The following is a 17,383-nucleotide window of genomic DNA, read 5'->3' as shown; positions in this document are numbered from 1 at the left end:
CGGCAGCCGGCAGGGCGAACCCATCAGGACTTGGTCTTGGTTTCGACGTCGACGGTGTTGGCATCGTCGCGGGTGGCATTGGTGACCTTCTGCGGGTCGGTTGGCTCGCCGGTCGTGCCGTCACGCATGCCATCCTTGAAACCCTTGACGGCCGAACCGAGGTCGCCGCCGATGTTCTTGAGCTTCTTGGTGCCGAACACCAGAACGACGATGGCCAGCACGATCAACCAATGCCAGATGCTGAAAGAACCCATGATGAACTCCGAAAAAAGTGTGACCCAAAATTGAAAAACGTGACTCAGCTGCCTTGCGGGCCTGCGAGGGGCTTGCTGCGTGCGGCGAACTCTTCCAGGCCTGACAAGCCTTCACGGCGCGCCAGCTCCCCCACCACATCCCGAGGGTTCACACCCAGATGTGCCATGGCCACCATCGAATGAAACCACAGATCGGCAAACTCTCCCACCAGGGCCTTGCGATGCCCCTCGCTGGGGTCGGCCGCCATGTCCTTGCCGGCCATCACCATCTCGGTGGCTTCTTCGCCCACCTTCTTGAGGACGGTGTCGGTGCCCTTGTGGAACAGGCGGGCCACATAGCTGGTGTCCGGGTCACCGCCTTTGCGTGACTCGATGACGCTGGCCAGGCGGCTCAGCACGTCCAGAGTGTCCAGGGAATCGCTCATTTGTAGATGTGTTCGGGGTCTTTGAGAACCGGGTCGGCAGCAACCCACGCGCCATTCTCGTATTTTTGAAAGAAACAACTGTGACGGCCCGTGTGACAGGCGATCCCCGGTTCGTGACCCAGTTGGGTGATGCGCAACAGCACCACATCGTTGTCACAATCCAGGCGGATGGCGTGCACTTTCTGGATGTGGCCGGATTCTTCGCCCTTGTGCCACAGGCGCTTGCGCGAACGGCTCCAGTACACCGCTTCGCCGCGCTCGGCCGTCAACGCCAGCGCCTCCCGGTTCATCCAGGCAAACATCAGCACATCTCCGGTGCTGTCCTCCTGGGCAATGACCGGTACCAGACCATTGTCATCCCAGCGAATCTCATCAAGCCACGTCATGGTGGGAGTGTAGCAATCGGCAAGCCAGCCCAGCCTTGTTCCCTTAGCTGAGGTCACAATATGTTCATGTCAAGACCGCATGAAGGAAATTTCTGGTGACCTCTGCTTTGCATGCTCCCGCCAACCTCCTGGCCGTCACGATGGGCGATGCCTGTGGCATTGGCCCGGAGATCATTGCCCAGTGGTGGCCCGGTGGGCGCGAGGCCGTGGTGGTCGGCTGCCCCAAAGTGATGGCGCGGGCCGTGAGCTGGATGCCCGCCGAGCGGCGGCCCCGCGTGCGCGTGCTCACCCAGCTGAGCACGGCCTCGGCTTTGGCGGCTGACGAGATGGGGGTCTGGGTGCCGCCCGGTCTGCCTGAGGACTTGCTGGACGCCCCCTTGGGCCAGGTCGATGTGCGCGCCGGCCGGGCGGCAGCAGCCAGCATCCGCGAAGCCGTGCGCCTCGCGCAGGCCGGTGAGGTGGCCGGCATCGTCACGGCCCCCTTGCACAAGGAGGCGCTGGCGCTGGCCGGCGAACCTTACCCCGGGCACACCGAATTGTTGCAAGCCGAAGGCAGTCCACCCGGGCAGCCGCCGGCGCCTGTGCGCATGATGCTGGCCAATGACCAGCTCAAGACGGTGCTGGTGACCATCCACGTGTCGCTGCGCCAGGCCATCGAGCAGGTGACGTTTGACAGCGTGCTCGAAACCTTGCGCATCACCCACCGCAGCGCCGCGCTGTGGGGGCAAAGCCAGCCGCGTATCGCGGTGGCCGGGCTCAATCCGCATGCGGGGGAGGGCGGTTTGTTCGGCGACGAAGAGTTGCGCATCATTGGCCCGGCCATCGAAGCGGCGCGCGCTGAGGGCATCAACGCCACCGGCCCGATCGCACCCGACACGGTGTTCATGCGCGCGCGCCATGCGCCCCCCGCGCACCCGGGGGAGTTCGACGTGGTCGTGGCGATGTACCACGATCAGGGGCTGATTCCCGTCAAATACCTGGGGTTGGACCAGGGGGTCAATGTCACCCTGGGATTGCCGTTCGTGCGCACCAGTCCGGATCACGGCACGGCCTTCGACCTCGCGGGCACGGGGCGGGCCGATCCGGCCAGCCTGGCGGCGGCCGCGCAGATGGCCCATGCGTTGGTGGCCGGGCGGCGTCGCTGAGCGCGTCACCCTGACGCGGAAGTCAGTGCTGCGTGCTGGCGCTCAGGGCGGCCAGTTGCTTGCGGGCCCGCACGGTGGCACGTTCAATCAGTTCGGCCTGCTCGAACGCCTTGAAGCGCCCGGTCTCACACATTCTGGCCAGAGTGCGGCCCGTCAGTGAAATGGTCTGCTTGTGCAGGTGGCCAGCATTGAAGATGAAGAACGTCCGGCCTTCACTGATCCAGGTCAGACGGACCTTCTGCCACTTGCCCTGCATGATCATGTGATACGGCGTGCCCTTCTGAATATGGTGCACCAGTTGCAGGCCCGCCGCCGGCGGGGGCGGGGTGTCGAGGTTGATGTCGAGCTCGCCCAGCGTCGGGTCGGCTTCGGGTGTCGGGCCAGCCAGATCAAGGTTGATGTCCAGGCTACCACTGTCCAGCGCAGCCTCGGGGATGAAGCCCGATTGCTTGATTTCTTCGGCGGTGAAGGCCGACGTGCTCATCAGGCTATGGTCGGATTGCAGGCTGTCCAGCGGCGCCGGCACCGAGTCGCCAGCGGTCTCTTCACGCGTCGGAATGGCGATGCTCTCGACCTGCTTGAGTCGCTGTTCCAGCAATCGCTGGGTCAGGTCAAGCGTGGGCGCCGTTTTCAGGCAGGCGGCGTGGGCCGGCAACAGCTCGGCAAAAAAGGCCTGCTTGGCTGGCTCCGGGTGCTGAATGAGGGCCAGACCTTCGTTGACGTCCTTCATCAAGGACGGCAGCTTGAGCAGGAAAGCCTGACGCAGCTTGGGGTGGCCCTTGGGTTGAACGCTCAGGACAAGCTCGCGGCCGGCGGCCTTCATCCGCTGAGCCAGGAGAGAGTCGACCCCGTCGCGGGTGGCCGCGACCACCTGCACGCGACTCCAGACCTGGGAGAGGAAGTCGCGCAGGAAATCCGGCAACTCCACATCGAGCAATTCGCGCTGCATGATCTGCATGTAGCGCTGCTGCACACGCAGATCGGCTTCCTTGTTGCTGAGCAAGGCCGCGATGTCGGCACTGTCGGCCGCTTCCTGCGCGGACTCGGCTTCGATGAAGGCCTCCAGCTCGCGCAGCTTGGACTCGTAGAGGTCCATGCGGTCGAAGTCGCCGTCAACGATGTCATTGACCAGGCTGGTGATGCGCGACAGGCAGTCGGCCCCTGGTCCCTGGCTGTAGTCGTCAAAGGCGGCTGACAGCGAGGCGATGCGGTTCACGAAGCGCCGCACCGGGTGCTTGCGTGAATTGAAGAAGTTCATGTCGCCCAGTGCCACACGCAGCACCGGCATCTGCAGGCGGGCGATCTGGCGCGCCATCTCGGGTGAGACCTTGGGGTCGGACAGCACCTGATCGAACAAGGCGGCCACGATGTCGATGACCATCTTGTCGAGCGCGGCCCCGCCGCTGGCACGCACCAGCTCGTCGCGGTTGGCGCGAATCTGGTTGATGGCCATCAGCGGTCCGGCAAAACCTGGCACGTGAAGGCCGGCATCCGAGTGGCCGCCCTCTACGCCGAGGCCGGCCGCAGCCATGGCCTCCTTGCCGATTTCGCCGGCTTGTCGGCTGATCTGTCTCAGCAGATTCTGGAAGTCCACGCTCAGTGGTGCGCCGGCGGACATTCTGCCGCTGCCACCACCGTAGTCGCCTTCACCGCCCACGGGGGCGGGCATGGTGACCCCGAACATCTCCCCCAGGGCTTGCGCGGCACGCGCATGCAGCGCGCTGGGGCGTGAAGGCGTGGGCTCGGTGCCGAGGGCGACAGGCTCGGGGCGCCGGGCATCAGACACCAGGGGCATGGCGCCCGAGTTGCGCGATTTCTGAACGGCCATGCTCTGCGGTTGCAGGCCATGTCCACGCATGTCGGCGGCGATCTGCTCATAGCAGCCCGCCAGTGCCGGGCCGAGCAAAGGCGGCAACTGCGCAGCAATGGCCTGGGCTGCATCCTCGGGAATGCCGACCTGAATCAGGCTGTCGAGCAGGGCCTTGGTGACCAGCTTGGGGCGCAGCGGGTTGCGTTCCGGGTTGGCATCGTCGTGCAGGCCCGCAATGTAGCTGCCCACCGCTTCCAGGGGGCGCTCGCAGGCGTGCATCACGCTCAGCGCCAAGCGGTCTGCCTGCACGTCGCGCTCGACCTGGGCGTTGTCAACCAGCGACAAAGAGGCCCAGTCCGTGTTGGCCAGACTGTTGGGCCTGGTGTCTTGGCTGCTCTGCAGGCACCCCTCTACCAAGTTATTCAGTTCACGCTCGAAACTTTGCTGGAGGCGACCGGCCTTGAGTCGCAACTCCCGGTCGGCCGTCATGAGCACTTGCCTTTGCAGATTGCTGGTGCTGGCCGCGGCCTGAGCACCCAGGTGCACGACGGCCTGATCCAGCACGCCCGACAGAGCGCCCCGGATGCGTCCGAGAGCGGGGCGCAGCACGGCATCTAGGCGTGGGTCGGTCACGAGGCAATCCAATCAGAGGTCATGCGGGGCATTGGTCCAGAGTCAGACGCCCGATTCTGTCTCGAAACACGGCAAGGTGCGCACCTTGCCTTGCCCGTGACCGTGCAGATCTGCATGAGGCGCTTACTTTTTCAAACTGTCACGAATTTCACGAAGCAAAACAACATCTTCGGGCGTGGCGGCGGGCTCGGCCGGAGCGGCCGGCGCTTCCTTCTTGAGGCGGTTGATCTGTTTGATCATCAGGAAAATGATGAACGCCAAGATCACGAAATTCAACGCAACGGTCAGGAAGTTGCCGTAGGCGAACACGGCGCCAATTTTCTTGGCTTCGAGCAAGGGCAGGGTGGGGTCCTGTCCCGCCAGGGCGATGTAGTAATTGCTGAAATCCAGTCCGCCGACGACCTTGCCGACCAGCGGCATGATGAGGTCATTGACCACGGAATCGACGATCTTGCCAAACGCGGCGCCGATGATGACGCCCACGGCCAGATCCATCACGTTGCCTTTGACGGCAAACTCCTTGAACTCACTGAAAAAACCCATGGCTGGCTCCTGTCTTGAATGAACGGGGGCAGCGGAGTGCTGCCGGTGATGTGATGCACTGTATCAATGACACGGGAGAGGCCCGGAAATTGACCTCACTGCGTCAGTGTCACCCGGGGATGTTGCAAAAATGTAGCAGGATCGCTTGTCCAACGCTTGAGCAAGCTGCTGAGAATCGGGCGGGATGCGCCTTTGACCTCCGTTAGAATATGCGGTTGACCCCATATCTCTGTCATCGTCCTATCAGTCCCTAAGGATACCCATGAGCAATCAGCCAGTGGACCAAAGCCGTCGGACCTGGGTGACCATGGCCTGCGCCGCCGGTGGCGTGGGCGGCGTGGCCACCGCCATCCCCTTCGTTTCGACCTTCCAACCGTCCGAGCGCGCGAAAGCCGCCGGTGCTGCCGTTGAGGCGGATATCAGCGCCCTCAAGCCGGGCGAGATGATGACGGTCGAATGGCGCGGCAAGCCCGTGTGGATCCTCAAGCGCACGCCCGAGCAGGTCGCCGCGCTCAAGAGCATCGACCCGCAATTGGCCGACCCCGATTCCGAACGCAAACGTGCCGAGCTGACGCCCGAGTACTGCCGCAACACCCACCGCTCCATCAAGGACGACGTGTTGGTGGCGGTCGGCATCTGTACCCATCTGGGTTGCTCGCCGTCGTCCAAGTTCCAGGCAGGTCCGCAGGCCTCTCTGCCGGACGACTGGAAGGGCGGTTTCCTGTGCCCTTGCCACGGGTCGACCTTCGACCTGGCTGGTCGCGTGTTCAAAAACAAGCCGGCTCCGGACAATCTGGAGATTCCGCCCCACATGTACCTGTCTGACACCAAGCTGCTGATTGGTGAAGACAAGAAGGCCTGACAGGAGACACGCACATGGCTGAAATGAAGCAGGCGCCCGCGGGTGCCTCGAACGGCGAAAAGTTCATGACCTGGGTGGACAACCGGTTTCCGGCCACCAAGCTCTGGAACGAACACGTCGGCGAATACTACGCACCGAAGAATTTCAACTTCTGGTACTTCTTCGGCTCGCTGGCTCTGCTGGTGCTGGTGATCCAGATCGTGACTGGGATCTTCCTGGTCATGAACTACAAGCCGGACGCCAACCTGGCCTTCGCCTCCGTCGAGTACATCATGCGTGATGTGCCCTGGGGCTGGCTGATCCGTTACATGCACTCCACGGGTGCCTCGGCGTTCTTCGTCGTGGTCTACCTGCACATGTACCGCGGTCTGATCTACGGTTCTTACCGTACGCCACGTGAGTTGGTTTGGATCTTCGGTTGCCTGATCTTCCTGGCGCTGATGGCCGAAGCCTTCATGGGCTACCTGCTGCCTTGGGGACAGATGTCCTTCTGGGGCGCGCAGGTGATCATCAACTTGTTCGCTGCCGTGCCTTTCATCGGTCCGGACCTGGCTATCCTGATCCGCGGTGACTTCGTGGTCGGTGACGCCACCCTGAACCGCTTCTTCTCGCTGCACGTGATCGCTGTGCCCCTGGTCCTGCTGGGCCTGGTGGTGGCGCACATCATCGCGCTGCACGAAGTGGGTTCGAACAACCCGGACGGCGTCGAGATCAAGGCCAAGAAGGACGCCAACGGCAAGCCGCTCGATGGCATCCCCTTCCACCCTTACTATTCGGTTCACGACTTGGTGGGCGTGGTCGGCTTCCTGATCGTTTTCACGGCCGTGATCTTCTTCGCGCCTGAGTTCGGTGGCTACTTCCTGGAGTACAACAACTTCATCCCGGCCAACCCGTTCCAGACCCCGGCACACATCGCGCCTGTGTGGTATTTCACGCCCTTCTACACGATGCTGCGCGCCACGACCGACCTGATGGTCAACGTGCTGGCCGTCATCATCGCTGTGGGTGCCGTGCTGAACTTCGTCAAGGGCCAAGGCAAGTCCAAGGTCGTCGGCCTGGTCATCGCCGCGGTGGTGATTGGTCTGCTCAAGACCTTCGAAGCCAAGTTCTGGGGCGTCGCCGTGATGGGTGGTGCCGTGGTGATCCTGGCGGGTCTGCCCTGGTTCGACAAGAGCCCGGTGAAGTCCATCCGCTACCGTCCGAGCTGGCACAAGCTGGTCTATGGCGTGTTCGTGATCAACTTCGTCATCCTGGGTTATCTGGGCGTGCAGCCGCCGTCGCCGGTGGGTGAAACCGTGTCGCAGGTCGGCACCCTGATCTACTTCGGCTTCTTCGTGTTGATGCCTTGGTGGAGCCAGTTGGGTACTTTCAAGACCGTGCCCGACCGCGTGACCTTCAAGCCCCACTGATCGCTGCAGGAAACACTGACATGAAAAAAATTCTTGCCTCATTGTTGGCCGCCTTCGCCCTGGTGACGGGCGCGCAGGCTGCCGGTGGCGCCCTGGTGCTGGACAAGTTCCCCAAGGAGCGTGTCTCGGACCTGGCCGCGCTGCAGAACGGTGCCAAGCTGTTCGTCAACTACTGCCTGAACTGCCACTCTGCTGCCTTCATGCGCTTCAATCGCCTGAAGGACATCGGCTTGACCGAGCAGCAGATCAAGGACAACCTGCTGTTCCCCACTGAAAAGGTCGGGGAGGTCATGAAGGTGTCTTTGGATGCGAAAGATGCCAAGGAATGGTTTGGTGCAGTGCCTCCTGACCTGACTCTGGTGGCCCGTTCGCGTGCCAGCCATTCGGGTACCGGTGCTGACTACCTGTACACCTACCTGCGCACGTTCTACCGCGACGACACCCGTCCGACCGGTTGGAACAACCTGACCTTCCCGAACGTGGGCATGCCGCACGCGCTGTGGGAACTGCAGGGTCAGCGCACCGCCAAGTTCGTGGAAGTGGTTGACCCGCACGACGCGACCAAGAAGACGCACCAGTTCGAAGGGTTTGAGCAACTGACCCCGGGCACCCTGGCACCCCAGGAGTTCGACAGCGCAATCGCCGACCTGGTGGCCTACCTGCAATGGATGGGTGAGCCGGTCCAGCAGCAGCGTACCCGCATCGGTGTGGGCGTCCTGATTTTCCTGGCGATCTTCTTCGTGATCGCCTGGCGTCTGAATGCCGCGTACTGGAAAGACGTGAAGTGATCCTGAGGCATTCGCTGAGCGATCAGTGAGTGCTCTGGTGGCGCAGTGGCCTGCTCTCAGCGGCCACTGCGCTTCGTTGTTTTGAGATATTTAGGAGACCCACCCCCATGATGGTGCTTTATTCCGGGACGACCTGCCCTTACTCGCATCGTTGCCGTTTTGTGCTGTTCGAAAAGGGCATGGATTTCGAGATCCGTGATGTGGACGTCTTTGCCAAGCCCGAAGACATCGCCCTGATGAACCCGTACAACGAGGTGCCCATCCTTGTTGAACGCGACCTCATCCTGTACGAATCGCACATCATCAACGAGTACATCGACGAGCGTTTCCCGCATCCTCAGCTGATGCCGGGCGACCCGGTGGCCCGTGCCCGTGTGCGCCTGTTCCTGCTCAATTTCGAGAAGGAGCTGTTCTCGCACGTGAACCTGCTCGAAGGCCGTGGCGGCGTGAAGGGGACCGACAAGCAACTGGAGAAGGCCCGTTCGCAGATCCGCGATCGCCTGACCCAGCTGGCGCCGATCTTCCTGAAGAACAAGTACATGCTGGGCGACGATTTCTCGATGCTCGACGTGGCCATCGCGCCGCTGCTGTGGCGCCTTGATTACTACGGCATCGAGCTGTCGAAGAACGCCCTGCCACTGTTGAAGTATGCTGAACGCATCTTCTCGCGTCCGGCCTACATTGAAGCGCTGACCCCGTCTGAAAAGGTGATGCGCAAGTGATCGTGCTGCGTGATCGACAACCAGCCCCATGAGCATGTCCACAGAACAAGAAGCACAAGGGACGTCCACACGTCCTTATCTGATCCGCGCCTTGCATGATTGGTGTACCGACAACGGGTTCACGCCCTATGTGGCGGTGTACGTGGATCGCTCGGTGCAGGTGCCGCAGGAGTACGTCAAGAACAACGAGATTGTTCTGAACGTGAGCTTTGAGGCCACCAGTCAATTGGTGCTGGGCAATGAGTTTGTGGAGTTCAAGGCACGTTTTGGCGGACGGGTGCGCGACATCGTCGTGCCGGTCGATCATGTGGTGGCCATCTACGCGCGTGAAAACGGGCAGGGCATGGCTTTTCCGGTGCCGACTTCGTTGGGCGGCGAGGGTGTCGATGCGCCCACTTCGGCCACCGACGACGAGTCCGAGACTCCTGAGGTCACGGCGGCGGACAAGGCCCCTGGGGAAGAGCGTTCGACAGGTTTGCACCTGGCGCGCGCGCCCAAGCCGGTCAAAGAGAAAACCGTCTTGAAGGCCGTGGAAGCAGAGGCCCGGCCTGCGCCCACAGGGGGCAGCAGCGATGACACCCCCGAGCCCCCCCCATCGGGTGGCGGCCGCCCGACACTGCGCAGAATCAAGTGAAGAAGCTGTGTAGAATGTGAGGCAGTGCCGGCTTAGCTCAGTTGGTAGAGCAACCGCCTTGTAAGCGGTAGGTCGTCAGTTCGAATCCGACAGCCGGCACCACGCACATACTTTCAAAGGCCCCCAGGTGTTCCTGGGGGCCTTTTTGTTGGCGAATCGAGAGTGCCGCCGACGCTGAACGCTCCCATGTCATTCGCGGGCCCTGCGCGAAGACTTTGTCGGCAGGCTTTACACGGCATCCGCCATGGCTTTATAAGTCTTTGATTTCATTAGGCGGCATAGGTATTGCTTGATGTCTGATGTCAAACAGATGTCAATCCCTAACTTTGCAGTAACCATGCGCATCAAACCCATCCTCGCCGCCATCGCCACCGTCTTTGCCGTGTTCGCAGCCAGTGCCGCGCCGGTGCTTGTCAGTGCCTCGCCCTGGGGCCAGAACAAGGACGTTGACAACATGAACGCCGTGTTCGGTGCGGGGCAGTACAGTCTGTACACCAGCTACACCGGGCTGAATGTGGCAAGCATCTTCAGCGTGGGCAACAACATGGTCATGTTGGAAGGCGGCGCCAGCACCGACAGTGCACTCGCGAGCTTTCTGACCACGAACAGCGTGAGCATCCTGAACTGGGTGAACGCGGGCGGTGCGTTGCTGATCCAAAGTGCTGGGTGGGCTTCGAACGTGTCGTTCGCAGGCGTCACGCTGAATCTGGGGAGCTTTGCTTGTGGCACGCTGACGAGCGCTGGCGTGTCCGCCTTCGGTGTCGCTGCGTCGCAGTGCGGTAATTCGGTGGCCCATGATTACATCACCGGCGCGGACCTGACGCCGTACATGACCTCCGGCGCCAACATGCTGGTGGCCGGCAAGGAAGTCGGAGCAGGCTACATCATGTACAGCGGCCTGACCACGTCCCAGTTCCACAACAGCGGTAGCGGTCTGGTGAATGGCGTGATTCGCTTCACAGCCGCTCAAGCCGGTGAGGTGCCCGAACCTGCCAGCCTGGCGCTGGTGGGCGTGGCGGCTCTGGCGGCAGGCGCTGCACGCCGACGCAAGGCCGCCTGAGTTTTCTGGCCGATCGAGCCGCTGCGGTGGCTTCTAAAGCCCGGCCTTGACCGGGCTTTTTCATGGGCGCGGCCGTCTTAACCATCTGCCTGTTTTCCAGGCCATGGCGGGTCGATGCCGATGCGCCGCTGTTAAAGTCTGTTGATACTTTCCCGGCCAACGTCTCAACACCAAAAAAATCATGGGCAGCAAGACTGAACGGTTCTACAAGATCGAGTTGATGATCCGCCACCGCGGCCAGGTGAGCTTCGAGGAGATGCTCACGGAGCTGGAGGTGTCACGTGCCACGCTCAAGCGCGATTTGCAGTTTCTGCGGGACCGTATGGGTGCACCCATCGTCTACGACCGTGCGGAGAACGTCTACCGCTTTGCCGACGAGGCTCAGACGGGCGACAAGCACGAGTTGCCGGGGCTGTGGTTCGATCAGAAGGAGCTGTATGCGCTGTTGATGGCGCATCATCTGCTGTCGGATCTGGACCCGGATGGCACGCTGAGCCGTCACATGGGCCCCTTGTTGGACCGTGTGCACCAGTTGCTCGGGAGCACCGAGGTGGATGCGACCGAGTTGATGCGCCGGGTCCGCATTGTCGGGTCGGCGCGGCGGTCTGTGACCACGCAGTGTTTTGAGGTGATTTGCGCCGCGCTGTTGCAGCGTCGCCGCGTGCATCTGCATTACTTTACTCGTTCGCGCAAGGCGCGTTCGGTGCGCGAGGTGTCGCCGCAGCGCCTGATCCATTACCGCAATACCTGGTACCTCGACGCCTGGTGCCACGAGAGCGAGGCACTGCGTCGCTTTGCACTGGATGCGGTTGAGGATGCACAGCCCCTGGAACGCAAGGCGCGCCACCTGTCCCTCAAGCGTGTGGAAGAGGAGATGGACGGGGGCTATGGCATTTTTGCCGGCAACAAGGTGAACTGGGCGCAACTGCGCTTCACGGCCGATGCGGCGCCTTGGGTGTCGCGGGAAGCCTGGCATCCCCAGCAGGAGACCGAGGTGGATGACACCGGCGCCTTGCTGATGAAGCTGCCCTATGTCGAGCCCACCGAGTTGATCATGGACATCCTGCGCTGGGGCCCCGATGTCGAGGTGGTGCGGCCTGCAGCTTTGAAGCAGGCCGTGGCGACGCGCCTGGCTCAGGCATGTGCCAGGTACAGATGAGGGGCACGCCTGCGCCGACGTGCTCAGGCGCAGGGAAGACATCTTTTTGTCTCGGTAGAGTGTAAGAATATGTAGCGCGTCCGGCGGGTGGGTTGATGAGACGCGCATGCTTTGGCACCGAAGAATACAAAAAGATGAATCGACGTACATGGCTGACGAGGTGTGGGGGTGTGCTGTTAGGGGCGCCGGTCTGGCCTTGGGCGTTGGGCGGGTGCGCCGCGCCGCGTGAGCCGGTGCAGGTGGCGCTCAATGCGTGGGCGGGTTATGCCTTGCTGCATCTGGCCGCCGAACTGGACTATCTCAGTCAGCATGAGGTTCGGTTGCAGGAGTTCCCGTCCAACACGGCCAGCATGATGGCGCTGATCAATGGTCAGTTGCCGGCAGCGGCCTTGACCCTGGATGAGTTGCTGTTGGTGCGTGAGGGAGGCGTGGATGCACGCGCCATCCTGGTGTTTGACGAGTCGCATGGGGCCGATGTGGTCTTGGCCCATCCGTCCGTCACGCGGCTCAATCAGTTGCGTGGGCGGCGCATCGGTGTGGAAGGCACGGCGCTGGGGGCACTGCTGCTGGCCAAGTTGCTGGAGGTGGCCGGGCTGAAGGCGGCCGATGTGCACAAGGTGCCGTTGACCGCAGACCAACACGTCGCGGTGTATGCACGGGGTGAGGTGGATGCGGTGATCACCTTCGAGCCCATGGCGTCTCAACTGCGGACGCTGGGCGCGCAGGTGCTGCTCGACAGCACCCGTCTGCCCGGTTTGATCGTCGATGTGCTGGCCGTGCGGGCCGATGCCTTGTCGGTGCAGTCCAAGGCGTGGCATCACCTGCTGCGCGGCTATTTTCAGGCGTTTGACCACAGGCAGGCGCAGCCCGAGGTGGCTGCTCGGCTGATGGCGCCTCACCAGCAGTTGTCGGCCGAGGAGGTGATGCGGGCGTTTGAAGGCATCGCCCTGTCCGATCTGGCGGGCAATCAGGCATGGCTGGCGGGTACGCAGCCGCGTTTGCTGCAATCGGCCCAGATGGTGGGGCGACTCATGCACGAGGCGCGTTTGCTGGATCGGGTGCCCGATCTGACGTCTTTGTGTGAGCCGAGCTTTTTACCGGAGGTGGCATGAGAGAGCGATCTCTGCGCGTGTTCCTGCCTCTGGTCTTGCTGTTGACCATGCTGGTGGTCGGAGCGATGTCCCTGGCGTATGCGTTGGATCAGAAGCAGCGGGCCTTGACCGAGTCCTCGCGTCTGGACCTGTTGCGCGATGTGGCGCATCTGGTGCGCCTGTCTGACGAGCTGCCGCCCGCGACCTCGGCCTTGTTGGCCGAAGAGGTGGCGCAGGTGGCGAGCCGCCCGCAGGTGCAGGCGGTGTTGCTGGTGACCGAGACGGGTGAGGTATTGAACGCGCATCGCGCCGCCTGGCGTGGACGGACGGTGCGCGAAGTCTGGCCGACCTTGGATCTGGCGCGTTTGCGCCAGGCCGCACGAGGGCGTTTGCCGGATTGGCAGATGCATGCCGATGGCCTGCGCATGGATGCGGTGCAGTCCTTTACCTTGCCCAGCCGGGATGACGAGGTGCGCAGTCTGCGTCGCGCGGTGGTGTATGTGGCTTATGACCTGAGCACTCTGCGTGCGCAGGCGCAGCATGCCGAAGTGATGGGCCGTGTTCCGGACATGCTGGGTTTGCTGGCGATGATGGGGCTGATGGCCTGGTTGCTGGGCCGGTACGTCACGCGACCGCTGGCGCAGCTGCACCAGGTGTCGCAGTCTTTGCGCCGCGGGGAGTGGGGCACGCCCGTTCCGCGGGGGGGCTTTCTGGAAATTGACCACCTGGCGGCAGGGTTTGATGCCCTTAGGCAGGAGTTGGCAGCCACCTGGCAGGCGTTGCCCGATCTGCTGTTCGAACTCGATGGCGACGGGCGTTACCTGCGCGTGCTGACCCCGAAAAACGACTGGCTGCTGTTGGAGCCGGCGCATTTGCTGGGCAAGACGGTGCGGGAGGTCATGCCGCCCGCAGCGGCCGAGGTGGTGCACCAGGCGTTGCGCGATGCGGAGAAGTTGGGGGCCGTGTGGGGGCGCGAGCTGGAGCTGGAGGTGCCCGCCGGCGACAAGTGGTTCGAGATTTCGGTGGCGCGCAAGGATGCACCGGACGGCGCCCGCGCCACCTACATCCTGATTTCTCGCAATGTGACGCCGCGCAAGGAGGCCGAGGAGCGCCTCAAGCAGCTCAATGAAGAGCTGGAAATGCGCGTGGCGGCACGCACGGTCGAGCTCACCACGGCCAAGGACGAGGCCGAGCGGGCCAACCACAGCAAGAGTGATTTCCTGTCGCGCATGAGCCATGAGTTGCGCACGCCCCTCAACGCCATCCTGGGCTTTGGGCAGTTGCTGGAGTATGCGGTGCGCGATCCGCTGCAAATTGCCCATGTTCGGCAGATTCTGCATGGGGGCAAGCACTTGCTGGCCTTGATCAACGAGGTGCTGGATCTGGCGCGCGTGGAGTCGGGGCAGATGACGGTGAGCCTGGAGCAGGTGGCGTTGCGCCCCTTGCTGGAGGAGTGCCTGACGCTGGTGCGGCCCCAATCGCAGGCGCGCGACATCCGCTTGCTGGATGTGGCCTGTGGCGATGCCTGGCAGGTGCGAGCGGACCGTACACGCCTCAAGCAGGTGTTCCTCAATCTGCTGTCCAATGCCATCAAGTACAACCACACGGCAGGGGTGGTCAGTGTGGGATGCCTTCTGGAGGACGGGAGCATCTGTGTCCGCATCAGTGACACGGGTGCGGGCCTGACGACCGAGCAACAGGCGCGCCTGTTCGTGCCGTTCGAGCGCCTGGATGCCAGCGAGCATCAGGTGGAGGGCACCGGGATCGGTCTGGCCTTGAGCAAACGCCTGATGTCCTTGATGGGCGGGCAGATCGGGGTGGAGAGTCAGGTTGGCGAGGGCAGCACCTTCTGGGTACGACTGCCGCGCGCCGCAGATGGTGTGGCGCAGGGGGGCAACGTCGGGATGATGCGCCACGCGGGGCTCGCCACGTCGGGTGCTGGCATGGCGACCCGCACGGTGCTGTGCATCGAAGACAATCCCAACAATCTGCAGCTGATCGAGAGCGTGGTGGGCATGTTGCCCGGCGTGCGGCTGCTCAGCGCCATGGCCCCTGGCCTGGGGTTGGAGCTGGCGCGCACCCACAGGCCGCATCTCATTTTGCTGGACATCAATCTGCCCGACATGGACGGCTATGCCGTGATGCAGTGCCTGCGCGAACACCCGGCCACTCGGGGGATTCCAGTGATCGCGGTCAGTGCGAATGCCATGCCGCGTGATCTGGAGCGCAGCCGTGCGGCCGGTTTCGCTGCGTATGTGACCAAGCCCATCGACGTGGGGCAGTTGCTGCGCAAGGTCGATGAGCTGGCCTTGTCTGCCGATCTGGATTGACGTTGGTCGAGTCGGCCTGCCCGGTCAGGTCAGGTCCGACAGGCCGGCAGCTCAGGGAGCGACCAGCTTGTTGAGTTCAAGCAGGTCGTCGGCGGTGAGGGTGCCGGCAGCCTGGCGCAGCTTGATGGCGCCGACGATCACGTCGTAGCGGGCCTTGTAGAGGTCCTTTTGCGTGTTGGTCAGCTGGGTCTGGGCGTCCAGCACATCTTTGTTGATGCGCACACCGACGCGGTAGCCCAGTTGGGTGGCTTCCAGGGCCAGCTTGGCCGAGGACTCGGCCGCCTCGTAGGCCTTGACCTGGGCCAGACCAGACTGGACACCCGAGTAGGCCTGACGCGTGCCGAGCTCGACGCTGCGGCGGGCGTTGTCGAGGTCGCGTTCGGCTTTGTCCTGCAGGCTCAGGGTTTCGCGCACGCGGTTCTGGATGGCGTTGCCGGCATACAGGGGCATGTTGAATTCGAGGCCGATGGAGCCTGCGGTGCCTGCACCGCTCTGCGCTCTGACCAGGTCATTGTTCGAGCTGTTGTGGGTGCGGGCAAGCTGGGCCACCGCATCCAGCGTGGGCATGTGCCCGGCACGGGCGTTGTCCACCTCCAGCTTGGCCACCTTCAGGCCGACTTCGGCCTTGCGCACCATGGGCGCGGTGCCGGTGTTTTGCACCCAGGGGTCGATCTGTCCGGGGTCCAGGGATTCCAGGTTGACCGGCGTGCGCAGGGGGTTGGGCTTGACGTCGGCGCGGCCCACCAGTTGGTCGAGGGCGATGCGCTTGACGCGCAGGTCGTTGGTGGCGGCGATCTCCTGGGCCGAGGCCAGGTCAAAGCGGGCTTGGGCTTCACGCGTGTCGGTGATGGTGGAGTTGCCGACTTCGAAGCTGCGCTTGGCCGAGGCCAGTTGTTCGGCCAGGGCTTTCTTGTTGGCCTGGGCGGTGGCGAGGACGTCCTGCGCGGAGAGCACGTCGAAGTAGCCTTGCGACAGGCGGGCCACCAGTTCATCTTCGGCCATTTTGAGGTCGGCCTGGGCGGCGTTCAGTGACTCTTCAGCCTGGGAGACCTTGGCCGAGTTGCTGAGGTTGAAGAGGGGCTGGCGTGCGCCCAAGGCCAGTTGGCTGTTGGTGCTGTTGCCGTCATAGCTGACGGGTCCTTCAACGGACGACTCCAGTCGGTTGCGCTTGACCGTGGCCTGCAGGTTGACCGACGGACGTTGCAGCGAACGGGCTTGGTCGGCCTTGAACTGGGCCGCATCGAACTGCGACTTGGCAGCCAGGTAGGCCGCGTCGTAGCCTCGTGCGGCCTGGTACAGCTCGACCAGGTTCTCGGCCTGCGCACTGAGGGAGCCTGCCATGCCCAGCACCGCCAGGGCACACGCCCGGGCCAGCGGCCGCCACGCGTTGGGGGTGGCAGAGGAGGTCGGGTGCGAAGGCGAAACGTGCTGGAACATCGGGGGTTTCCTCAGTTGGATGCAGAGCCGAGCAGGGCTCAGAACTTGAATTGGCTGGGTTCGGTGAAGCCGGTCAGGCGCGGCAGCACGGTGTCAAACAGCTGCTGGCTGCTGAACTGGGTCTGGCCTTCACGGGTGTAGCGGGTGGCGTACATCATGGGCTGCTGACCCACCACGGCGACCAGACGGCCACCGGGCTTGAGCTGGTCGAGCAGCGCCTGGGGCACTTCGGCCACCGAGCCGGCCAGCAAGATGGCGTCGTAAGGGGCGTTGCCAGGGTAGCCTTGGGTGCCGTCGGCCTGGGCCACGTCGACATTGCCGATGCCGGCCTTTTTCAGGTTGGCACGGGCGGCTGAGACGAGTGCGGCGTCGGCGTCGATGGCGACCACGCGCTGGGCCAGGTGGGACATCAGGGCGGCCATGTAGCCGGTGGCTGCGCCGATCAGCAGGGCGGTTTCCTCTTTGGCCAGGCTGAGGTCTTGCACCAGGCGGGCTTCGACGCGCGGGGCCAGCAGGGCGCGGCCGTTGTCCAGCGGGATTTCCAGGTCCATCAGGGCCTGGGCGCGGTGGGCTTCGGGCACGAAATCTTCACGGTGAACGGACGACAGCAGGTCCAGCACCGCGGGGTCCAGGACATCCCAGGGGCGGATCTGTTGCTCGATCATGTTGAAGCGGGCTTGTTCGACGTTCATGCT

The 17,383-nt window shown here is 63.3% G+C and carries 17 protein-coding genes and 1 tRNA gene; 11 read left to right on the top strand and 7 right to left on the bottom strand.

The window, feature by feature from the left end:
- Positions 1-23: 23 nt before the first annotated feature.
- The 3 genes from tatA to hisI are packed head-to-tail and all read right to left on the bottom strand — an operon-like array spanning position 24 to position 1,065.
- Positions 24-254 carry a Sec-independent protein translocase subunit TatA gene (gene tatA / locus AC3WW4_RS14245; protein WP_488829124.1) on the bottom strand — a complete coding sequence of 77 codons (231 nt, stop codon included), beginning with the start codon at positions 252-254 and terminating at the stop codon, positions 24-26.
- Between the two features lie 44 nt (positions 255-298).
- Positions 299-679, bottom strand: a complete 381-nt coding sequence (locus AC3WW4_RS14240; protein ID WP_488829123.1) for a phosphoribosyl-ATP diphosphatase — start codon at positions 677-679, stop codon at positions 299-301.
- Entirely contained in the window at positions 676-1,065 is a 390-nt protein-coding gene (hisI, locus tag AC3WW4_RS14235) for a phosphoribosyl-AMP cyclohydrolase (RefSeq protein ID WP_488829762.1), read from the bottom strand. The genes AC3WW4_RS14240 and hisI overlap by 4 nt, the downstream gene beginning before the upstream one ends.
- A gap of 140 nt (positions 1,066-1,205) precedes the next feature.
- On the opposite strand from hisI, the gene pdxA reads away from it, so the two are divergent.
- Positions 1,206-2,210, top strand: a complete 1,005-nt coding sequence (pdxA, locus tag AC3WW4_RS14230) for a 4-hydroxythreonine-4-phosphate dehydrogenase PdxA (protein ID WP_488829761.1) — start codon at positions 1,206-1,208, stop codon at positions 2,208-2,210.
- Between the two features lie 22 nt (positions 2,211-2,232).
- Here the strand turns inward: pdxA and AC3WW4_RS14225 are convergent, their stop codons facing one another.
- A complete protein-coding gene (locus AC3WW4_RS14225) occupies positions 2,233-4,653 on the bottom strand; it encodes a DUF1631 family protein (RefSeq protein ID WP_488829122.1) in 2,421 nt (806 codons plus the stop codon).
- 123 nt (positions 4,654-4,776) lie between these two features.
- Positions 4,777-5,196, bottom strand: a complete 420-nt coding sequence (gene mscL / locus AC3WW4_RS14220; protein ID WP_488829121.1) for a large conductance mechanosensitive channel protein MscL — start codon at positions 5,194-5,196, stop codon at positions 4,777-4,779.
- A gap of 262 nt (positions 5,197-5,458) precedes the next feature.
- Between mscL and petA the strand changes: the two genes are divergently transcribed.
- From petA to AC3WW4_RS14170, 10 genes are all read left to right on the top strand, one after another.
- A complete protein-coding gene (gene petA / locus AC3WW4_RS14215) occupies positions 5,459-6,058 on the top strand; it encodes a ubiquinol-cytochrome c reductase iron-sulfur subunit (protein ID WP_488829120.1) in 600 nt (199 codons plus the stop codon).
- Positions 6,059-6,072: 14 nt separating this feature from the next.
- Complete coding sequence (locus AC3WW4_RS14210) at positions 6,073-7,467, top strand: cytochrome b (protein ID WP_488829119.1); 1,395 nt, start codon at positions 6,073-6,075, stop codon at positions 7,465-7,467.
- Positions 7,468-7,487: 20 nt separating this feature from the next.
- Complete coding sequence (locus AC3WW4_RS14205; RefSeq protein ID WP_488829118.1) at positions 7,488-8,255, top strand: cytochrome c1; 768 nt, start codon at positions 7,488-7,490, stop codon at positions 8,253-8,255.
- 107 nt (positions 8,256-8,362) lie between these two features.
- Positions 8,363-8,977 carry a glutathione S-transferase N-terminal domain-containing protein gene (locus tag AC3WW4_RS14200; RefSeq protein WP_290763543.1) on the top strand — a complete coding sequence of 205 codons (615 nt, stop codon included), beginning with the start codon at positions 8,363-8,365 and terminating at the stop codon, positions 8,975-8,977.
- 28 nt (positions 8,978-9,005) lie between these two features.
- Positions 9,006-9,611: a ClpXP protease specificity-enhancing factor gene (locus tag AC3WW4_RS14195; protein WP_488829117.1), complete on the top strand. Its 606-nt coding sequence runs from the start codon at positions 9,006-9,008 to the stop codon at positions 9,609-9,611.
- Positions 9,612-9,637: 26 nt separating this feature from the next.
- Positions 9,638-9,713, top strand: a tRNA-Thr gene (locus AC3WW4_RS14190).
- 235 nt (positions 9,714-9,948) lie between these two features.
- Positions 9,949-10,671 carry a PEP-CTERM sorting domain-containing protein gene (locus AC3WW4_RS14185; protein ID WP_488829116.1) on the top strand — a complete coding sequence of 241 codons (723 nt, stop codon included), beginning with the start codon at positions 9,949-9,951 and terminating at the stop codon, positions 10,669-10,671.
- Positions 10,672-10,852: 181 nt separating this feature from the next.
- Positions 10,853-11,830, top strand: coding sequence for a helix-turn-helix transcriptional regulator (locus AC3WW4_RS14180; RefSeq protein WP_488829115.1), 978 nt, complete (start codon positions 10,853-10,855; stop codon positions 11,828-11,830).
- Between the two features lie 170 nt (positions 11,831-12,000).
- Positions 12,001-12,942, top strand: coding sequence for an ABC transporter substrate-binding protein (locus AC3WW4_RS14175; RefSeq protein ID WP_488829114.1), 942 nt, complete (start codon positions 12,001-12,003; stop codon positions 12,940-12,942).
- Complete coding sequence (locus AC3WW4_RS14170) at positions 12,939-15,251, top strand: ATP-binding protein (RefSeq protein WP_488829113.1); 2,313 nt, start codon at positions 12,939-12,941, stop codon at positions 15,249-15,251. The genes AC3WW4_RS14175 and AC3WW4_RS14170 overlap by 4 nt, the downstream gene beginning before the upstream one ends.
- A 51-nt stretch (positions 15,252-15,302) precedes the next feature.
- Here AC3WW4_RS14170 and AC3WW4_RS14165 read toward each other — a convergent pair whose 3' ends face one another.
- Together AC3WW4_RS14165 and AC3WW4_RS14160 are read right to left on the bottom strand one after the other, a co-directional pair.
- Positions 15,303-16,688 (bottom strand): TolC family outer membrane protein, encoded by a 1,386-nt coding sequence (locus tag AC3WW4_RS14165; RefSeq protein ID WP_488829112.1) that lies wholly within the window; start codon positions 16,686-16,688, stop codon positions 15,303-15,305.
- A gap of 38 nt (positions 16,689-16,726) precedes the next feature.
- The gene (locus tag AC3WW4_RS14160) at positions 16,727-17,380 is read right to left on the bottom strand and encodes a protein-L-isoaspartate O-methyltransferase family protein (protein WP_488829111.1); all 654 of its coding nucleotides are present in this window, start codon (positions 17,378-17,380) and stop codon (positions 16,727-16,729) included.
- Positions 17,381-17,383: the final 3 nt, after the last annotated feature.

It is taken from the genome of Aquabacterium sp. TM01 (genome assembly GCF_057808345.1).
This window is presented reverse-complemented; position numbering and strand designations above follow the sequence as displayed.